Raw genomic sequence first — 18,349 nt, 5'->3', positions numbered from 1 at the left:
TCCGCGCGGCGCCCCTGACCGGGGGCGCACACAGGCTATATCAGTCGGGCGCGCGATCCACGCGCGCCCGATCCGGAACGACCCGCAGGAGCGAGCCCGCCCCATGACCGACGCCAGCGTGACCAGCCCGGCCCAGACCGGCGATGCCGAGTTCAAGGACTACTTCGCCCTGCTCAAGCCCCGCGTCATGACGCTGGTGGTCTTCACCGCCTTCGTCGGCATGCTGGCCGCGCCGACGCCGATCAATCCCTTCCTGGGTTTCTGCGCGATCCTCTTCATCGCGGTGGGCGGCGGCGCCTCCGGCGCGCTGAACATGTGGTACGATGCCGACATCGACGCCCTGATGAAGCGCACCGCCGGCCGGCCCGTCCCCACCGGCCGCGTCGACGCCTCCGAGGCGCTGGCCATCGGCCTTGTCCTGTCGGGCTTCTCGGTGGTGTTCCTCGGGCTCGCCACGAACTGGCTCGCCGGCGGACTGCTGGCCTTCACCATCTTCTTCTACGTCGTGATCTACACGATGTGGCTCAAGCGCTCGACGCCCCAGAACATCGTCATCGGCGGCGCCGCCGGCGCCTTTCCCCCGATGATCGGCTGGGCCGCGGCCACCGGCGACATCTCGGTCGCCTCGGTGCTGATGTTCTGCCTGACCTTCATGTGGACGCCGCCGCACTTCTGGGCGCTCGCCCTCTTCGTGAAGGGCGACTACGACAAGGCCACCGTGCCGATGCTGACCGTGACCCACGGCCGGCGCGCGACCCGCGTGCACATCATCGTCTACACCGCCCTGCTCGCCGCGCTCGCCGTCGGCACCGGCTTCACCCAGGTTGGCGGCCCGGTCTACCTTGCCACCGCGGTGGTCCTGAACGCCCTGTTCCTGAAGGGCGCCGTGGACATCTGGCGCCGGACCGAGGACCAGGCCGAGGCGGACGGCTACGTCACCGAAAAGAAATTCTTCAAGCTATCGCTCCTCTATCTCTTCGCGCATTTCGGCGCGATCCTCATCGAGGCCGGTATCGACCGGCTTGGAGGCTACCCATGGGCCTGACCCACGAACACGAACTGCACAAGCGCCGCCGTGGCCGCAACGCCGGCGTCGGACTGGTGCTCGCAGCCTTCATCGCCATCCTCTTCGGGATGACCATCGCCAAGATCGGCGGCGGCGCCTACAGCCCCGAGACGCGCGCCGCCCAACAACAGACGGAGGGTGGCAATGGCTCTTGATCGCAAGACGAAGACACTCGCCTCCACCATCGGCGTGGTGGCCTTCATGGGCGCCATGGCCTGGGCCTCGGTCCCGCTCTACAACCTCTTCTGCGCCGTCACCGGCTACGGCGGCGAAACCGGTCGCGCCGAAAGCGCTGACGCCGAGATCCTCGATCGCACCATCAAGGTGAAGTTCGACGCCTCCAAGGAACGCGGCATGCCGTGGGAGTTCAAACCCCAGCAGACCGAAATGACGCTGCGCATCGGCGAAGAGGGCCTCGCCTTCTACGAGGCCTACAACCCCACCGACCGCGTCGTCGCGGGCTCGGCCAGCTACAACGTCTACCCCTTCGACGCTGGCAGCTACTTCATCAAGATCGACTGCTTCTGCTTCACCGAGCAGGTGCTCCAGCCCGGCGAACGGGCGATCATGCCGGTCAGCTACTTCGTGGATCCGGGCATCGTCGAGGACCGCGACGCCAAGCACACGAACCACATCACCCTGTCCTACACCTTCCACGAGATCGACCTGCCGGAGGACTACCAGCAGGCCGCACTGAGCGATAAAACCGACGGCGAAACCGTCAACTGACGCCAAACGAGGGATCTGCCATGGCCCATGCTAAGAACCACGACTACCACATCCTGAGCCCCTCCGTATGGCCCTTCCTGGCCTCGGTGGCGGCGTTCCTCATGCTCTTCGGCGCCGTCGGCTGGATGTCGGGCGGCTTCACGATCCTCTTCGGCACCATCCCGGTCTCGGGCCCCTGGCTCTTCCTGATCGGCTTCGTCGGCGTGCTCTATGTCATGTTCGGCTGGTGGTCGGACGTGATCGCCGAAAGCCGCGCGGGCGACCACGCCCCCGTCGTGCGGATCGGCCTGAAGTACGGCTTCATCCTCTTCATCATGTCCGAGGTGATGTTCTTCTTCGCCTGGTTCTGGAGCTTCTTCAAACACGCGCTCTACCCGCTCGACCCCAGCGTCCCCGGCGCCGAAGGCGTCTGGCCTCCCGCCGGCATCGAGACCTTCGATCCCTGGCACCTGCCGCTGATCAACACGCTGATCCTGCTGTGCTCGGGCGCCGCGGCCACCTGGGCGCACCACGCGCTGGTGCACGAGAACAACCGCCAGGACATGAAGTGGGGCCTGATCATCGCCATCGGTCTCGGCCTTCTCTTCACCTTCTTCCAGGGTTACGAGTACAGCCACGCCGCCTTCGGCTTCTCCGGCAACATCTACGGCGCCAACTTCTTCATGGCGACCGGCTTCCACGGCGCGCACGTGATCATCGGGACGATCTTCCTCTTCGTCTGCCTGATGCGCCTCATGGCGGGTGACTTCACCCCCGAGAAGCACGTCGGCTTCGAGGCCGCCGCCTGGTACTGGCACTTCGTCGACGTGGTCTGGCTCTTCCTCTTCGCCTCGATCTACATCTGGGGCGGCTGAACCGGCCACCGGTTCGGACAGGCAAAGGCGCGCCCCCGTGGCGCGCCTTTTTCTTTGCCAAGGTCTGTCTCCGGGCGGCCCAGCGAGCAATGAACTCTCCCCGCGCCGGGGCGCGAAGCCACGCATCGCAGCCGCGCGCGGTGGCGATCCGAACTGCTGTTCCCCTCGATTTATCCCAGCCAGTCCGCAAAACCTCGACGCGAAGCTCCCAGCGTCACCAAATCGCCGCCGCATGGGAGCGCGGCTGCGATGCGCGGCGGGGCTGACGCCCCTTGATTCCGCGCGGGGCGCTCCGCGCTCGGAACGGGTTATGCGCGACGCGGCAGTCGATGCTTCAGCTCGGAAGGCTTTGCCTCGGCTTCGCCACCCGCCTACGACGTCATTGAGCTCGGCCGCTGGCGCCAGCCGCGCCCCGCAGGGCAGCCAATCCCTCGGTCCACGACGGCCTGCACAGCCACCCTCGCGCATCCAGCACGACACAGCCCCGCCTCGCCCGCACAGCCGGGGCTTTTATCCCGTCCTGCCAGCGGCTAAGGATGGCCCGCTCTCCAAGAGGACCCCATCCGTGACCCGCTTCCTCGCCCCTGCACTCATCGGCCTGCTCGGCGCCGCGATCCTCGTCACGCTCGGGGTCTGGCAAATGCAGCGGCTCGAGTGGAAGCAGGGCGTGCTCTCGGGGATCGAGGCGCGCATCGCCGCCGCCCCCGAACCGCTGCCCGACACGCTCGATCCCGACGCCCAGCGCTACCAGCCCGTGGAACTGCGCGGCGAGATCCTGCGGGGCGAAATACAAGTGCTCGTCTCGATGAAACCCGTGGGCGCGGGCTACCGGATCATCGCGCCCTTCGTCACCGACGGCGGCCGCCGCATGCTGCTCGACCGTGGCTTCGTCCCCGACGAGGCGCGCGGCAACCCGCGCGACACCGGCACCGTCCGCGTCACTGGCAACATGCACTGGCCCGACGACCGAAACAGCTCCACGCCCGAGAACGACACCGCGACCAACACCTGGTTCGCCCGCGACATCGGCCCGATGGCCGAGGCGCTCGACACCGAACCGCTGCTGGTGGTCGCGCGCGAGGTGACGCCCGCCGATCCCGGCGTCACGCCTCTGCCCGTTTCCACGGCAGGGATCCCCAACGATCACCTGCAATACGCCCTCACATGGTTCTCGCTGGCCGTCATCTGGCTGGCCATGACAACCTACTGGATCTTCCGCCGCGCCAAGGACAGGACGAGCTGATGAAATACATCTCCACCCGTGGGCAGGCCCCTGCCCTGAGCTTTGCCGAGGCCATGCTGACCGGTCTCGCCCGCGACGGCGGCCTCTACGTCCCCGAGACCATCCCGCAGATGAGCGCCGCCGACATCCGCGCCCTGCACGGCCTCAGCTACGAGGAAACCGCCTTCCGCGTCATGCGGCCCTTCGTCGGCGACAGCTTCTCCGACGACGTCTTCCACGACCTCATCGCCTCGGCCTATGCCAATTTCGACCACGGCGCCCGCGCGCCGCTGGTGCAGCTTGCCCCCGGCCATTTCCTGCTCGAGCTCTTCCACGGCCCCACGCTGGCGTTCAAGGACTTCGCCATGCAGCTCATCGGCCAGCTCTTCGAGCACGAGCTGACCCGCCGGGGCGAGCGTGTCTGCATCGTCGGGGCCACCTCGGGCGACACCGGCAGCGCCGCGATCGAGGCCTTCCGCGGCCTTGATGCCGTGGATGTCTTCATCCTCTACCCGCACGGCCGCGTGAGCGAGGTCCAGCGCCGCCAGATGACCACGCCCGACAACGCCAACGTGCACGCGCTGGCCATCGACGGTCACTTCGACGAAGCCCAGGCGCGGCTCAAGGACATGTTCAACGACTTCGACTTCCGCGACCGCGTGAGGCTCGCCGGCGTGAACTCGATCAACTGGGCGCGCGTGCTGGCACAGGTCGTCTACTACTTCTCGGCGGCCGCCAGCCTCGGCGCCCCCGACCGCAAGGTCAGCTTCACCGTACCCACCGGCAACTTCGGCGACATCTTCGCGGGCTACATCGCGCGCCGCATGGGCCTGCCCATCGCCAAGCTGAACATCGCCACCAACCAGAACGACATCCTGCACCGCTGCCTCGAGACAGGCGAGTACGCCAAGGGCTCGGTCAGCCCCTCCATCAGCCCCTCGATGGACATCCAGGTCAGTTCCAACTTCGAACGCGCGCTGTTCGACGCCTACGACCGCGACGGCGCTGCCATCTCGCAGCTCATGGACGAGCTGCAGGAAACCGGCAGCTTCAAGGTCAGCCAGGGCGCACTGGAAACCCTGCGCGACACCTTCGGCTCGGGCCGCGCGAGCGAGGAAGAGACCTCGGCCACGATCCGCCGGGCGCAGGCCCGCATGGGCGAACTGCTCTGCCCCCACACCGCCGTCGGCGTGAAGGTGGCCGAGGACCTGCGCGACCCCGCCACCCCCATGGTGACGCTCGCCACCGCGCATCCAGCGAAGTTCCCCGACGCGGTCGAGGCGGCCTCCGGCATCCGCCCGCCCCTTCCCATTCGCATGGCCGATCTTTATGACCGGCCCGAGCGCAGCACGCAGGTCCCCAACGATCTCGCCGCGCTCGAAACCCTGATCGAGGAGCGTATCGCCAAGTGACCGTCGAGCTCACAACCCTTTCCAACGGATTCCGCATCGTCACCGAAAACATGCCGAGCATGCAGTCCGCTGCCCTCGGCATCTGGGTGTCCGCCGGGGGGCGACACGAGCGGCCCGAACAGAACGGCATCGCCCACTTCCTCGAACACATGGCCTTCAAGGGCACCAAGACCCGCAGCGCCCTGCAGATCGCCGAGGAAATCGAGGACGTCGGCGGCTACATCAACGCCTATACCTCGCGCGAGGTGACCGCCTACTACGCTCGCGTGCTGGCCGCCGATACCGGCCTCGGGCTCGACGTGATCGCCGACATCCTGCGCAATCCCGTCTTCGACGAGCGCGAGATCGAGGTCGAACGCGGCGTGATCCTGCAGGAAATCGGCCAGTCCAACGACACGCCCGACGACATCATCTTCGACTGGCTCCAGGAAAAGGCCTATCCCGAGCAGCCGCTCGGCCGCGCGATCCTGGGCGAGGCCGAGCGCATCGGCCGCATGAACCGCGAGGATCTGTCGACCTTCGTCGAGGAACGCTACGGCCCCGGCCAGCTGATCCTCTCGGCCGCCGGCGCCGTCGACCACGCCACCATCGTGAAGCAGGCCGAGGCGCTCTTTGGCGACATGACGCCCAGGGGCAACGGCAACATGCTGGCCGCCCGCTTCGAGGGTGGCGAGATCCGCCGCGACCGTGACCTCGAGCAGGCTCACATGGCGCTGGCCTTCGAATCCCCCGGCTACCGCGATCCCGGCTTCTATCCGGCGCAAATCTATTCCATCGCGCTCGGCGGCGGCATGTCCTCGCGGCTCTTCCAGGAAATCCGCGAAAAGCGCGGCCTCTGCTACACGATCTTCGCCCAGTCCGGCGCCTATTCCGACACCGGCATGACGACGATCTACGCCGGCACCGGCGGCAGCGAGATCGCCGATCTCGCCGGCCTCACCATCGACGAGATGAAGCGCGCTGCCGAGGACATGACCGAGGCCGAGATCGACCGCGCCCGCGCCCAGATGAAGGCCGGCCTGCTCATGGGTCTCGAATCCCCCTCGGCCCGCGCCGAACGCATGGCCCGCATGATCCAGATCTGGGGCTACGTGCCCGCCATCGAGGAAACCGTGGAGCGGATCGAGGCGGTGACCCCCGCCGACGTACGCACCTTCGCCGAGGAGATGGCGGGTCGCGCACCCATGGCGCTTGCCTACTACGGCCCCGTGACCGGAGCACCGGACCACGCCGCCCTGCAAGACCGCCGGGCGGCCTGATGCTGGGGCTGAAGCGGCGTCTGAGGCTCGAGACCGAGCGCCTGACCCTGCGTCCGCCCCAGCACGCCGACTACACGCCGTGGGCCAGCCTGCGGCGTGACAGCGCCGACTACCTCAAGCCGTGGGAGCCGACCTGGGCCGAGGATCACCTCTCGCGCCGCGCCTTCACCAACCGCGTCTACTGGGCCTCGCGCTCGGTCACCGCGGGGACCGCCGTGCCGCTCTTCCTGGTCCGGCGCGAGGACGACATGCTGGTGGGCGCCATCACGCTCGACAACATCCGCCGCGGCCCCGCGCAGGCCGGCACGCTGGGCTACTGGACCGGGCAACCCTATGCCCGTCAGGGCTACATGTCCGAGGCCATCGCGGCGCTCGTGCACCACGCCTTCCACCGGATGGAACTCAGCCGGATCGAGGCCGCCTGCCTGCCCGAGAACACCGCCTCGCGCGGTCTGCTCGAGGTGTCGGGCTTCAAGTACGAAGGCGTCGCGCAAAGCTACCTCCAGATCGCAGGCCGCTGGCGCACCCACGTGCTCTATGCCGCCCTGCGCGCCGACCGCAGGGGCAAGGCCCCGGCGGTTTGAGCAGCGGCTCTGGCTCTACGTCGCACGAATAGTCACTACCCCTCGCCCGCCCCTCTCTCATCGCACGATCCGAGCGCTAAGCCCCCTGCGCGGGATCAAGGGCCGCAGGCCCGCCGCGCATCGTCATGCCGAAGGCATGCCTCCGGCATGACCGCGCCTCCACGCGGCGGCGATCTGGTGAAGCTTGGCACGTCGTGGCGAGGTCTTCCGAGTTTACCGAGATAAATCGAGAAGATCAGCGGTCGGCATCGCCACCGCGCGCGGCTGCCCTGCGCGGCTTCACACTCTCAACCGAAAGTAAGCACCGCGCTCCACCCGCCCGGAACAAGGGGCTCAAGCCCCGCCGGGCGAGCGCCGGACCGTCCCCGCGGTCTGGCGCTTTGGAAACCGGGTGCGGCGTTCGCAGGTCTTCCGGGTTTTCAGAAATAAAGCGAAGACCTCGGGAGGTCGCAGCGCCAAACCACGGTCCGGTGCGCGCCCGGCTCATCCTGGTTGGCTGGCGCTAGGCAGGGACAGGCCCCTACCCGACCTCTTCCCCTTCGGCCCGCGCATCATGCGCGGCGCGCCGGCGTTCGATCTCGTCCACGTTCAGCGCCGACCACTGGCAGAGCGCGAACAGCGGCTCGATCAGCGACTCTCCCAGCTCCGTCAGGCTGTATTCCACCTGCGGCGGGTTCTTCTCGGCCAGCACCCGGCGGCTCACCAGCCCGTCCCGCTCCAGCGCGCGCAGCGTCACCGTCAGCATCCGTTGCGAGATGCTCTCGATCTCGCGCCGCAGCACGCCGTAGCGCTTCGGCCCCTCGGACAGCACCAGGATCACCAGCGTCGCCCACTTGTCCCCGACCCGCGACAGGATCGGCGAGATCCGCGCGCAATCGCCAGGAACAGACATGTTCCCAAGCTTCATGAATGTGCCTCCTTGCCGGGATTCTCTGCATCCCTATGGTCCGCAACGCACCATTAGTATGCAGGGCACCAAGAGTGCGTACAACGGAGATAAGACCCAATGTGTGAGATTTGCAGATCCGCCGGCCTGTCGCGCCGCAATTTCCTGCGCACGGCGCTTGGCGGCACCGCCGCGGCCGCCTTCCTTCCCGGCTTCCTCGCAAAACCCGCCGCAGCCGCCGAACTGCCCGCGGGCGTCGGCGAGCCCGGCCGCCGCACGCTGATCCGGGGCGGCCACGTCATGTCCATGGACCCCGCCGTGGGCGATTTCGCGAGCGGCGACGTCCTGCTCGAAGGTGACCGCATCGTCGAGGTCGGCCAGTCCATCGACGCCCCAGACGCCGAGGTGATCGACGCCGAGGGCCGCATCGTCATGCCGGGCTTCGTCGACACCCACCACCACCAGTTCGAAACCTCGCTGCGCTCCTACCTGCCCAACGGCATCATGTTCGCCGACCCCACGCGCCCGGGCGAACCGAACTACCTCGACGATATCCTCGGCAAGTTCTCCAGGGTCTACCGCCCCGAGGACGTCTACATCGCCCAGCTCTTCGGCGGCCTCTCGCAGCTCGACGCGGGCGTGACCACCGTGCTGGACGTGAGCCAGATCCACCACTCGCCCGAACACTCCGATGCCGTGATCGAGGGCATGAAGGCCGTCGGCCGCCGCGGCGTCTTCGGCTACTTCGAAGGTTACGGCCCCGACCTGCAATACCCGCAGGACGCCCGCCGCATCCGCGACGAACACTTCGCCAGCGATGATCAGCTGCTGACCATGCTCATGGGCGGCGAGGTCTACCTGCCCGGCGTCGACCCGATGGAGCTGTGGAACCTCGGCAAGGAGCTCGACCTCATGATCGGCCTGCACGTGGTGGGCAGCCTCGGCATGCAGGAAACCATGGACAGCCTGATCCCGCACTACACGGACAAGCACCTCTTCATCCACATGACCGGCATGAGCGACGCCGCATGGAACCGCGCGCAGGAGGTCGGCGCCCACGTCTCCCTCTCGGTCCCGATCGAGATGCAGATGCGCCACGGCATGCCGCCGATCCAGAAGGCGCTCGACATGGGCATGCAGCCCTCGCTCTCGGTCGACGTGGAATGCACCATGACCGCCGACTTCTTTACCCAGATGCGCGGCGCCATCACCCTGCAACGCGCGCTCGCCAACCAGCAGGCGCTGGAGCGGGGCCCCGAGAGTGCCCCCACGCTCCTGTCCTCGCGCGACGTGCTGGAAATGGCCACCGTGAACGGCGCCAAGGGCCTCAAGCTCGACCACAAGACCGGCAGCCTCACTCCCGGCAAGCAGGCCGACGTGATCCTGCTCTCGGCCGACGCGCTGAACGTGGCCCCGCTCAACAACGTGCCCGGCGCCGTGGTCACGCTCATGGACCGCTCCAACGTGGAAACGGTCATGGTCGCGGGCCAGATCCGCAAGTGGCAGGGCGCCATGGTCGGCCACGACATCGCCGCCCTCACCGACCGCATCACCGCCTCGCGCGACTACCTGTTCGAGGCCGCGGACACCGAAGTCCCCCTCTTCGACTGACCCGACCCCGGCGCCTGCCCCAGGGCGGGCGCCATTCACCAAATGCCCGCATCGCCACCCACGCAAATGTCAGCCCGACGCAGCGTCACCTCCGCTATCCTGTCCCGAACAGCCGGAGGAGACCGCCCATGCTTCGCCTGATCTTCGCCCTCGGGGCCATGCTCGCCACAGCCCTGCCCGCCACCGCGCAGGAGGGCCGCCGCCCCAGCCACTGCATCGCCGTGGCTGAAAACACCCCCGGTCTGCGCTTCGCCGGCACCACGACACCGGAGCGGCTCTGGCAGGCGAACTGGACCGAACCGCTCGCCGACTACACGGTGCGCATCCACTACATCGCCCATGCCTCCTTCCTGATCCAGACGCCCGACGGCATGACGGCGGTGACCGACTACACGGGCTCCCTCGGCAACACCGACCTCGTCCCGGACGTGGTCACCATGAACCACGCCCACGGCAGCCACTGGACCATGTCCCCTGACCCGCGCATCCCCCACGTCCTGCGCGGCTGGAACGAGGACCAGTTCGGCACCTCCGCCGACCACTACATCGACCTCGGCGGCATGCTCGTGCGCAACGTCTCCACCGACATCCGCTCCTCCTTCGGCGGCACCGAGGAGAACGGCAATTCCATCTTCGTCTTCGAGACGGCGGGCCTCTGCATCGGCCACCTCGGCCACCTGCACCACGAACCCAACGAGGAACAGTATGCCGCCCTCGGCCGGCTCGACGTGGTCATGGTGCCGGTGGACGGCGGCTACACGATGAACCGCACCAACATGATCAACGTGATCGAACGCCTCCGCAGCTCGGTCATCATCCCGATGCACTGGTTCTCCGGCTACGCCCTCACCCAGTTCCTGGAGGAGATCGGCACCACCTTCCCGGTCGAACAGACCGGCCAACCATCGCTCGAGGTGAGCCTGCGCGACATGCCCCCGCAGCCCACGATCATGGTGCTGCAACCGCGTTACCTTTCCGACGCGACCGACTGAGCCCACCGCGGGACAGGGGGCCTCTCTCCCGGCCCCGCCCTTCTTCTCGCCCGAAATACCTCGGGGGAGGCCCGCAGGGCCGGGGGCAGAGCCCCCATGCCACCGCCAGCAAGGCCCCCTGCACAGGCCAGTTGACCCGGCCCCGCAAATCTGCGCAAAACAGGCGCATGACACGCAGGACGCCCCTCTTCACGAGTTCCTATTACCCGCTGCCCTAGGTAGCGGAGCCTCACCACGTGTCTGCCGCTGCATCTCCTGCCAGCGGCCCGCAGACCCCGATCATGCCCCCTGGCGCCCCTTCCTTCCCGGACCCAGGACCATGACCGACACCCGCCCCTCCCTCACCATCATCGGCTTCGGCGCCTTCGGCCGCCTGCTGGCGCACCATCTTGCGCCCCACGCCTCCCTCACGATCCTCGACGCGGACCCCACGGCCCGCGACGCCGCCCGCGCCCGCGGCCTCGATGTGCTGACCGATCCCTCTGCCCTCACCGCCGACATCGTCGTGCTCGCCGTCCCGCTGCCCGCGCTCGGGACCTGCCTCGCGCAGATCGCCCCGCACCTGCGCCCGGGGCAGATCGTCGCCGACACCTGCTCCATCAAGGAGGCGCCCGCGCGTCTCATGCGCGAGTTGCTCCCCAAGCATGTCGAGGTGCTCGCCACCCACCCGATGTTCGGCCCCAACAGCGCGGGCAAGGACCTGCGGGGCCAGCAGCTGGTGCTCTGCCCGGTCCGCGGCAAGCGCTGGCGCCGGCTCGGCGCCCTTCTGCGCCGGGGCCTCGGGCTGCAGGTCATCGTCACCACGCCGACCGAGCACGACCGACAGGCCGCCGTGACGCAGGGCCTGACGCATCTGCTGGCGCGCGCCTTCTCCATGCTGGGCGACCAGCCGCGGATCCGGACCCGCAGCTTCGCGCTGATGAGCGACGCGCTGGCCATGGTCGCGGGCGACGCGCCCGAGGTCTTCGAAGCCGTCACCCGGCAGAATCCCCACGTCCTGCCGCTCGCCCGCGACTTCACACAAAAGCTCAAAGCCCTCGGCGAAACCGCCCTGACAAGCGGCGACTGACACGCAACCCCCGGAAGCGACAGCGCCGGGACAAATGCATCCCGCCCGTCCCCGCTACCGCAAACTGCGGGGGCAGAACGCGACGCCCGGCCACCGGAACAAAGCCGCAGCCTTCTTCTTGGCCAAAGTACTCCGGGGGAGTCCCGAAGGGACGGGGGCAGCGCCCCCTGCCCGAACCGCCGCAGACGCAACCTCCAGGCGCGGTGCCCGACCGGGGCTTCTTGTTGGTCCACGTATCGCGAGGGAGGCCCGCAGGGCCGGGGGCAGAGCCCCCAACTCACCGCTCTCAATCGTTGCCACCTCCAGACCCACGCCTACCTGATCTGCATGACGACGCAGCGCAGCATCTCCATCGCCACGATGATCGTCGCCGCGACCGGCGTGCTCTGGGGGCTCTACTGGCTGCCGGTGCGGGCGCTCGACACGCTGGGGCTGCCCGGCGCCTGGGGCACGGTCGCCATCACCTTCGCGGCGACGCTCCTGCTCGCGCCCTTCGCCGTGGCTCGACGCCGCGATCTTGCGGTGACGCCCCTGCCCGCGCTGCTCGCCATCGCCACCGGCGGTGCCGCCTTCGCGCTCTATTCCATGAGCCTCGTCTACGGGCGGGTGGCAATCGTCATTCTGCTCTACTTCCTGACCCCGGTCTGGAGCACCCTGATCGGGCGCTACGTCATGGGCTGGTCCGCAACGCCTCTGCGCATCGCTGCGATTCTTCTGGGGCTCGCGGGCCTCGGCATCATGCTCGGCGCCGACGGCACCCTTCCGCGGCCTCAGGGCATCGGGGAATGGATGGCTCTGGTGGCGGGCCTCCTCTGGTCCATCGGCACCACAGGGATGCGCACCACCTCCACCCTCGCCCCCGGCCCCTCGGCCTTTGTCTTCGCCGCCGGAGCCGCGCTGACGGCGCTGGTCCTCGCCCCGGTGCTCGCACCGCTGCCTTCGGGGTTCGGCGACCTGCGGGCCGGGGCGGTGGCGCTAGCGACCGGCGCGCTCTGGTGGGGGCTCTCCATCGCCGCGCTCATGTGGGCGACGCTCCGGCTGGAGCCCGCCCGCGTCGGCATCCTGCTGATGACCGAAGTTCTCGTGGGCGCCCTCTCGGCCGCCCTGCTGGCAGGCGAACACCTCTCGGGGCTCGAGATCGCGGGCGGGGCCCTGGTCCTGGCGGCCGGCATTCTCGAGGTCTGGCCGACCCGCAAACGGGAGGCCTGAACCGACCTGTCCCACGGGACAGTCCTAAGAGCTGGTTAATCGATGTATCTAACCCATTGATTTATAATGTCCGAAAAGATGTCCCGGCCCGGGACACCTGAGCCTTCCCGCCTAAAGCCACCCCTTGGCAGCGCCCGGCAGGGGCTTATAACCGGGGCATGAGCCTCAATCCCGCCGACGACCGCTTCGCCGAGACCCTCCGCCCCGAGCTGCCCGAGGGCACGTTGCGGCGCCCCGAGCCGCGTCACCTCGAGGAACCCCGCGGCCGTTGGAAAGGCGCCTCGCAATGGCTCGCCCTGCCACGGACGACCGACCAGGTCGCGACCATCGTCCGCGCCTGCCACGCGGCCTCGGTCCCCATCGTCCCCTATGGCGGCGGCACCGGCCTCGTCGGCGGCCAGCTCGCCCCGGACGGCCCCGCCCCGCTGCTTCTCTCCCTCGAACGCCTCGCCGGCGTGCACGAGATCTATCCCGAGGAAAACGCCCTGATCGCCGGTGCGGGCACCATCCTCGCCGACATTCAGGCCGCCGCCGAGGAGGCCGACCGCCTCTTCCCCCTCTCCCTCGCCTCCGAGGGCTCCGCCCGTATCGGCGGCCTGCTCGCCACCAACGCCGGCGGCGTGAACACGCTCCGATACGGCAACGCCCGCGATCTCACCCTCGGGCTGGAGGCGGTCATGGCCGACGGCAGCATCTGGAACGGCCTCTCGCGACTGAGGAAGGACAACACCGGCTACGACCTGCGCCACCTCCTCATCGGCTCGGAGGGCACGCTTGGGATCATCACCGCCGCGAGCCTCAAGCTCTCGCCCCGCCCTGCCGCAACCGGCACTGCCCTGCTGACGGTCCCCTCACCCGAAGCCGCGCTGAAGCTCCTCTCCCTCGCCCGCAGCCAGCTTGCCGAGGGCATCTCCGCCTTCGAACTGATGCACCGCACTGGCTTCGACTTCCTGTCAGAGAAGCTGCCAGACATCCGCCAGCCCTGGGACACGCCGCCCGAGTGGTCCGTCCTGATCGAGCTCGGCCTCGCCCGCGGCCTCGATCCGACCGAAGCGCTGGAAACGCTCTTTGCCGAGGGGTTCGAGGCCGGTCACGTCAGCGACGGTCTCATCGCCCAGAGCGCCCAGCAGGCGCTGGACTTCTGGACGCTGCGCGAACACATCCCCGAGGCCAACCGGCGGATCGGCGCCATCTCGAGCCACGACATCTCGGTCCCCCTCGGCACGATCCCGGAATTCATCGCGACAGCCGGCCCCGCCCTGGAAAAGATCGGCGCCTTCCGCGTCAACTGCTTCGGCCACGTCGGCGACGGCAATCTCCACTACAATGTCTTCCCCGCCGCCGGTCAGAGCCGCGACGATCACGCCGGAAACCGCGAGGCGATCAAATCCTGCGTGCACGATATCGTCCACAGTCTCGGCGGATCGGTCAGCGCAGAGCATGGTGTGGGGCGTCTCAAGGTAGGCGATCTCGAGACGTATGCCGATCCAACCAAAATCGCTGCCATGCGCGCGGTCAAGTCGGCGCTGGACCCGATGGGTATCCTCAACCCGGGCGCCGTCCTCCGGGCACGCTGACGTACGTCATCCGCGACTGCGGCGATGCAGCGGGAAAGGCACGGCGTTGTCGGGAAGCCTGGACGTGGCGAGGGCGCTCTGCCGCCGGAGATCGTGTCTCTCGGTCTGCAGTCTGTCGGCGTACCGATCCAGAATATCCTGGATATCGCTGGCGATCTCGCCCTGGTCCGCCTGCTCAAGAAATCTGCGAAGATCTTCCAGCACTGGCCCGACCCATTCGAGCTGCGTCTGCATTGCCATCTCCGCCCCTCTTCGTCTGTATCAACGGGCCAAACGTCCCTATCGGGTACGGATCTACCATATTTTGTTTCCCGATTGTGGGAGAAATCAAACCCTTTGCCCATTGCTCGCAAACGACATGCGTCGAAACACGCCCTTCGCGGAGTTTTCGCCAAGGAGATGCAGGCAACAGTCTTGGAAGATGCGGCGACTAAAGTCTACCGGTATTAGTTGGGCTTGTCTCAAATCTTAGCCATCTAACCGCGAACCCCGATTGCTTCTTCCCGGCAGTGTACCGACCATCAGTGACGCCGAGACGGAGCATCAATTCATTAACCTTCGTGATTTATGTACGTAGGAAGCAAGACACCTTTATTGCCTCGCATTAGGGAACAAAAGGTCGCAACTTGGCACAATTCATACGTCAACCCGGCTAGGTGAAAGCGAAAAAACGGTCGATTTTGGCCTGACAAGATTGTATTCACCGCGCATGCGTTCTACCGCGCGCCGCGCTGTCGTGCGTAAGCATTCTGCAATTGGCCGTTGAAGGGGTGGGGGGATCATTCCGCATGATGTGCGGGTGATCAAAAGGTTCGAGAAAGACATCCGAGGCAGAAGACAGAGACCGACATGAAATTTCTCAACTTCTTTCGTGGCTCCAGTGAGAGCGCCATGTCCGTGGACTGGGTGGTCCTGACCGCCGCCATTGTCGGGCTTCTCGTCGCGGGGCATTCGACGTTTCAAAACGACGCCGCGCCACTGTTTGACCTGACCTCTCTGGCAGCCGAGGCCGGGAGCGTTCCAGAAAACTGAGGCCCCGACAGCGCATCTGTTTGTCGGCATCGAGGATTTCGGACAATGGCTGACAACGGGAGTGAGGGAGACGGCGAGGTGGCACTGAGGGCCTGCACGATCAGCCGTGATGTCCAGAATTTCGACCTGCTCATCGAGGACATGGAAAGCCTGCTCGGCGACGCCTGGGGCGACCTGGGGTTCGAGGAGGGCGTTTGCTTTCTGGCCGAGGACGCATCCAAAGCGCTCGATTTCATCGTCCTGGTGATCGATGCCTTCGACGAGGACGAGGTGGACCAGCTTGAAGAGGTGTTGGCGGCCGCGCGGGCGGCAGGTGTTCCTGTGGTCACCGTGGCCGAAGACGTGACGCCGGCCACCCTGGGGCGGCTCGGGCGGGCCGGGGCCGGGGAATGCCTGGCCTACCCGCTGGCCGAGGGAGCGCTGGAGGCCGCGGCAGAGCGGCTCGGGCGGGTGTCCCGCGAAACCGCCTGACGGGGATGTCCCGGGCCGGGACATCCGGACGCCTTATATAAATCAATGACTTAAATAGGTGGGATTAACCAACCGTTAGGAATGTCCCGCGGTCAGGCCCCTCTCAGCCCGGCAGAAGCGACAGTGCGTAGTAGCAGATCGCGGATAGCACCGCAGCCGCCGGGACGGTGATGATCCAGGCCGCCGCGATGGTCAGGAAGTGCGACCGGCGCACGAGCTTGCGGCGCTTGCGTTCCTCGGCGGGGATGCGCTTGGCGGGCGGGCGGTTCTGCTGGAGCCGGCGTGCGCGGCGCTCGGCATGCCATTCCCGGAAGAAGCCCACACCGAAGACCCCGCCCACGGCGATATGGGTGGAACTGACCGGCAGGCCCAGCCAAGACGCCGCGATCACCGTCACGGCCGCCGAGAGCGCCACGCAATAGGCCCGCATGGGGTTGAGCTTGGTGATCTGGCTGCCGACCATCTGGATCAGCTTGGGCCCGAAAAGCACGAGCCCGAACGAGATGCCGATGGCCCCGATGGCCATGACCCAGACCGGGATCGCGACCTCGGCCGCGCCGCCACCGGTCTGCTGGGCGTAGACGATGGCAGCGAGCGGACCGACCGCATTGGCCACGTCGTTGGCGCCGTGGGCGAAGGACAGCAGCGCCGCCGAGATCACCAGCGGCATGCGGAAGAGGATCTTGAGCGAGCGGTTGCGGTTCTCGAGCCCGGCGGACTGACGGCGAATGAGCGGCACAGAGACCGCGCCGACCAGGATACCCACGGCGATGCCGATCAGGACCGCGGCGCCGAGGTCGATGTAGAGGACGCGCTTGAGCCCCTTGAGCGCGAGATAGGCGGAGAAGGCCGACGCCATGACGCCGATCAGCACCGGCACCCAGCGTCGGGCAGCGGTGATCTTGTCCTCGACGTAGATGATCTTCCACTTGATGAAGGCCAGCATGGCCGCGGCGATGACCCCGCCCAGCGCCGGCGAGATCACCCAGCTTGCCGCGATGGCCCCCATGGTGGGCCAGCTGACCGCCCCGAGGCCGGCCGCGGCCACCCCTGCCCCCATGACGCCGCCGACGACGGAATGCGTCGTCGAGACCGGCGCGCCGATGAAGGTCGCGAGGTTCACCCAGAGCGCCGCCGACAGCAGCGCGGCGAGCATGGCGGTGACGAAGACATGCCCGTCGGCAAGGCTTTCGGGCGCGACGATCCCCTTGGAGATCGTGTCGACCACGTCGCCCCCGGCGAGAAGCGCACCGGCACTTTCGAAGACCGCCGCGATGGCGATGGCCCCGGCCAGCGACAGGGCGCGCGCCCCCACCGCCGGGCCCATGTTGTTGGCCACGTCGTTGGCACCGATGTTGAGCGCCATGTAGGCGCCGAAGGCCGCCGCCACGATGACGAAGAGCCCACCCGGTGCCTGCCCGACGATGAGCCCTGCCGCCAGTGCAGCCACCGCGACGAAAACCAGCGAAAGCCCGACTCCGATCAGGGGGCGCGCGGCGTACATGGTCGCGATCTCGAGCCGTGACAGCCGGTTGAGATCGCGGTCGAGGGTCGGCCAGTCGTAGGCCTCGTCCTGATTGCTCATTTGCTGCCCAGTCGTTCTTTCGCGCAGATCATTTTCGGGCCGGCGCGGTGACCAGCGCCTCGGCATCGGCAAGCAGAGCCTTGAGATCGGGCTCGTCCACCATCTGGGAGGCTTCCGCCGGTGTCACCCAGCGGCGCTCGCGCTGGCCTGCCTCTGGATAGGAATCGTAGAGCTTCGCGATCTCGATCGCGAAGACATCCACGTCGGTCGGGACCGGAAGCCCCCCCTTGAGCCGCTTGCGGTAGCTGTAGCGCCCGACCCGGCGCGGCGCCCCGCCGCGCGGCTTCACGCCCGCTTCTTCCCAGGCTTCCTCGAGCGCGGTGCCGCCCGCGTCGAAGCCGCTCTTGGGCCAGCCCTTGGGCAGGACCCAGCGCCGGGTTTCGCGCGAGGTTATCAGCAGGATCTCGAGACGGCCCTCGTGACGTCGGTAACACAGAGCGGCCAGCTGATAGTGGGAGGGGCGCCGCAAGATGGGCGCTATGTAGTCTGACCAGATCTTTCGCAACGTCGGGGTCCTCGGTTTTAATGGGTGCGGGTATCAGTCCGGCCCGCCGAAAACAACGGTTTCGCGCCCGGATTTGGCCTTAAAACGCTGACCTGTTGCGGATCTGAGTAACCGCCGGCCGCCGGGACCATGGCCCCGCCCACGGCGCCTGCCACGGAGCAATCCGCCGTTCACGCCTCGTGCGCCAGAGACACCACCACGGGTTGCAGAGGCAACTTAAGATTCTGTTACCCCCCGCGCCAGCGGGACCGGTGACAGTGTGAAACTGTGGCGTTTTTCGGCGTGC

The 18,349-nt window shown here is 67.5% G+C and carries 19 protein-coding genes; 15 read left to right on the top strand and 4 right to left on the bottom strand.

What is annotated here, in order from left to right; translation table 11 throughout:
• The first annotated feature begins 103 nt into the window (after positions 1 to 103).
• From cyoE to C8N44_RS00170, 8 genes are all read left to right on the top strand, one after another.
• Complete coding sequence (gene cyoE / locus C8N44_RS00205; RefSeq protein ID WP_107974144.1) at positions 104 to 1,045, top strand: heme o synthase; 942 nt, start codon at positions 104 to 106, stop codon at positions 1,043 to 1,045.
• Positions 1,036 to 1,221: a hypothetical protein gene (locus C8N44_RS00200; protein ID WP_107974143.1), complete on the top strand. Its 186-nt coding sequence runs from the start codon at positions 1,036 to 1,038 to the stop codon at positions 1,219 to 1,221. The genes cyoE and C8N44_RS00200 overlap by 10 nt, the downstream gene beginning before the upstream one ends.
• Positions 1,211 to 1,795, top strand: coding sequence for a cytochrome c oxidase assembly protein (locus tag C8N44_RS00195; protein ID WP_107974142.1), 585 nt, complete (start codon positions 1,211 to 1,213; stop codon positions 1,793 to 1,795). Before C8N44_RS00200 ends, C8N44_RS00195 begins: the two co-directional genes overlap by 11 nt.
• 20 nt (positions 1,796 to 1,815) lie before the next feature.
• Entirely contained in the window at positions 1,816 to 2,649 is an 834-nt protein-coding gene (locus tag C8N44_RS00190) for a cytochrome c oxidase subunit 3 (protein ID WP_107974141.1), read from the top strand.
• A 565-nt stretch (positions 2,650 to 3,214) separates the two neighbouring features.
• A complete protein-coding gene (locus tag C8N44_RS00185; RefSeq protein ID WP_107974140.1) occupies positions 3,215 to 3,892 on the top strand; it encodes an SURF1 family protein in 678 nt (225 codons plus the stop codon).
• The gene (gene thrC / locus C8N44_RS00180; protein ID WP_107974139.1) at positions 3,892 to 5,283 is read left to right on the top strand and encodes a threonine synthase; all 1,392 of its coding nucleotides are present in this window, start codon (positions 3,892 to 3,894) and stop codon (positions 5,281 to 5,283) included. The genes C8N44_RS00185 and thrC overlap by 1 nt, the downstream gene beginning before the upstream one ends.
• Positions 5,280 to 6,542, top strand: coding sequence for a M16 family metallopeptidase (locus tag C8N44_RS00175; protein ID WP_107974138.1), 1,263 nt, complete (start codon positions 5,280 to 5,282; stop codon positions 6,540 to 6,542). Before thrC ends, C8N44_RS00175 begins: the two co-directional genes overlap by 4 nt.
• The gene (locus tag C8N44_RS00170) at positions 6,542 to 7,126 is read left to right on the top strand and encodes a GNAT family N-acetyltransferase (protein ID WP_107974137.1); all 585 of its coding nucleotides are present in this window, start codon (positions 6,542 to 6,544) and stop codon (positions 7,124 to 7,126) included. Before C8N44_RS00175 ends, C8N44_RS00170 begins: the two co-directional genes overlap by 1 nt.
• A 520-nt stretch (positions 7,127 to 7,646) precedes the next feature.
• On the opposite strand, the gene C8N44_RS00165 is transcribed toward C8N44_RS00170, so the two are convergent.
• Complete coding sequence (locus C8N44_RS00165; RefSeq protein ID WP_107974136.1) at positions 7,647 to 8,033, bottom strand: winged helix-turn-helix transcriptional regulator; 387 nt, start codon at positions 8,031 to 8,033, stop codon at positions 7,647 to 7,649.
• 99 nt (positions 8,034 to 8,132) lie between these two features.
• Here C8N44_RS00165 and C8N44_RS00160 point away from each other — a divergent pair, with 99 nt between their 5' ends.
• The 5 genes from C8N44_RS00160 (at position 8,133) to C8N44_RS00140 (ending at position 14,470) form a co-directional block, all read left to right on the top strand.
• Positions 8,133 to 9,623, top strand: coding sequence for an amidohydrolase family protein (locus C8N44_RS00160; protein WP_107974135.1), 1,491 nt, complete (start codon positions 8,133 to 8,135; stop codon positions 9,621 to 9,623).
• A 128-nt stretch (positions 9,624 to 9,751) separates the two neighbouring features.
• Entirely contained in the window at positions 9,752 to 10,615 is an 864-nt protein-coding gene (locus tag C8N44_RS00155; protein WP_107974134.1) for an MBL fold metallo-hydrolase, read from the top strand.
• A gap of 319 nt (positions 10,616 to 10,934) precedes the next feature.
• On the top strand, positions 10,935 to 11,684 hold the full coding sequence (locus C8N44_RS00150) for a prephenate dehydrogenase (RefSeq protein WP_107974133.1): 750 nt from the start codon (positions 10,935 to 10,937) through the stop codon (positions 11,682 to 11,684).
• A gap of 327 nt (positions 11,685 to 12,011) precedes the next feature.
• Positions 12,012 to 12,893: a DMT family transporter gene (locus C8N44_RS00145; protein WP_107974132.1), complete on the top strand. Its 882-nt coding sequence runs from the start codon at positions 12,012 to 12,014 to the stop codon at positions 12,891 to 12,893.
• Positions 12,894 to 13,051: 158 nt separating this feature from the next.
• Positions 13,052 to 14,470, top strand: coding sequence for an FAD-binding oxidoreductase (locus C8N44_RS00140; protein ID WP_107974131.1), 1,419 nt, complete (start codon positions 13,052 to 13,054; stop codon positions 14,468 to 14,470).
• A gap of 6 nt (positions 14,471 to 14,476) precedes the next feature.
• On the opposite strand, the gene C8N44_RS00135 is transcribed toward C8N44_RS00140, so the two are convergent.
• Positions 14,477 to 14,704 carry a hypothetical protein gene (locus tag C8N44_RS00135; protein WP_146178785.1) on the bottom strand — a complete coding sequence of 76 codons (228 nt, stop codon included), beginning with the start codon at positions 14,702 to 14,704 and terminating at the stop codon, positions 14,477 to 14,479.
• A gap of 615 nt (positions 14,705 to 15,319) precedes the next feature.
• Between C8N44_RS00135 and C8N44_RS00130 the strand changes: the two genes are divergently transcribed.
• Complete coding sequence (locus C8N44_RS00130) at positions 15,320 to 15,502, top strand: hypothetical protein (protein WP_107974129.1); 183 nt, start codon at positions 15,320 to 15,322, stop codon at positions 15,500 to 15,502.
• Between the two features lie 45 nt (positions 15,503 to 15,547).
• Positions 15,548 to 15,973, top strand: coding sequence for a hypothetical protein (locus C8N44_RS00125; protein ID WP_107974128.1), 426 nt, complete (start codon positions 15,548 to 15,550; stop codon positions 15,971 to 15,973).
• Positions 15,974 to 16,076: 103 nt separating this feature from the next.
• Here the strand turns inward: C8N44_RS00125 and C8N44_RS00120 are convergent, their stop codons facing one another.
• Both C8N44_RS00120 and C8N44_RS00115 read right to left on the bottom strand, forming a co-directional pair.
• Positions 16,077 to 17,558, bottom strand: a complete 1,482-nt coding sequence (locus C8N44_RS00120; RefSeq protein ID WP_107974127.1) for an inorganic phosphate transporter — start codon at positions 17,556 to 17,558, stop codon at positions 16,077 to 16,079.
• 28 nt (positions 17,559 to 17,586) lie between these two features.
• Complete coding sequence (locus C8N44_RS00115) at positions 17,587 to 18,063, bottom strand: NUDIX hydrolase (protein ID WP_245412983.1); 477 nt, start codon at positions 18,061 to 18,063, stop codon at positions 17,587 to 17,589.
• Positions 18,064 to 18,349 lie beyond the last annotated feature (286 nt).

It is taken from the genome of Allosediminivita pacifica (assembly GCF_003054175.1).
Lineage (GTDB): Bacteria > Pseudomonadota > Alphaproteobacteria > Rhodobacterales > Rhodobacteraceae > Allosediminivita > Allosediminivita pacifica.
The sequence above is the reverse complement of the archived record's forward strand: the minus strand, read 5'-3'. Positions and strand labels throughout refer to the sequence as shown.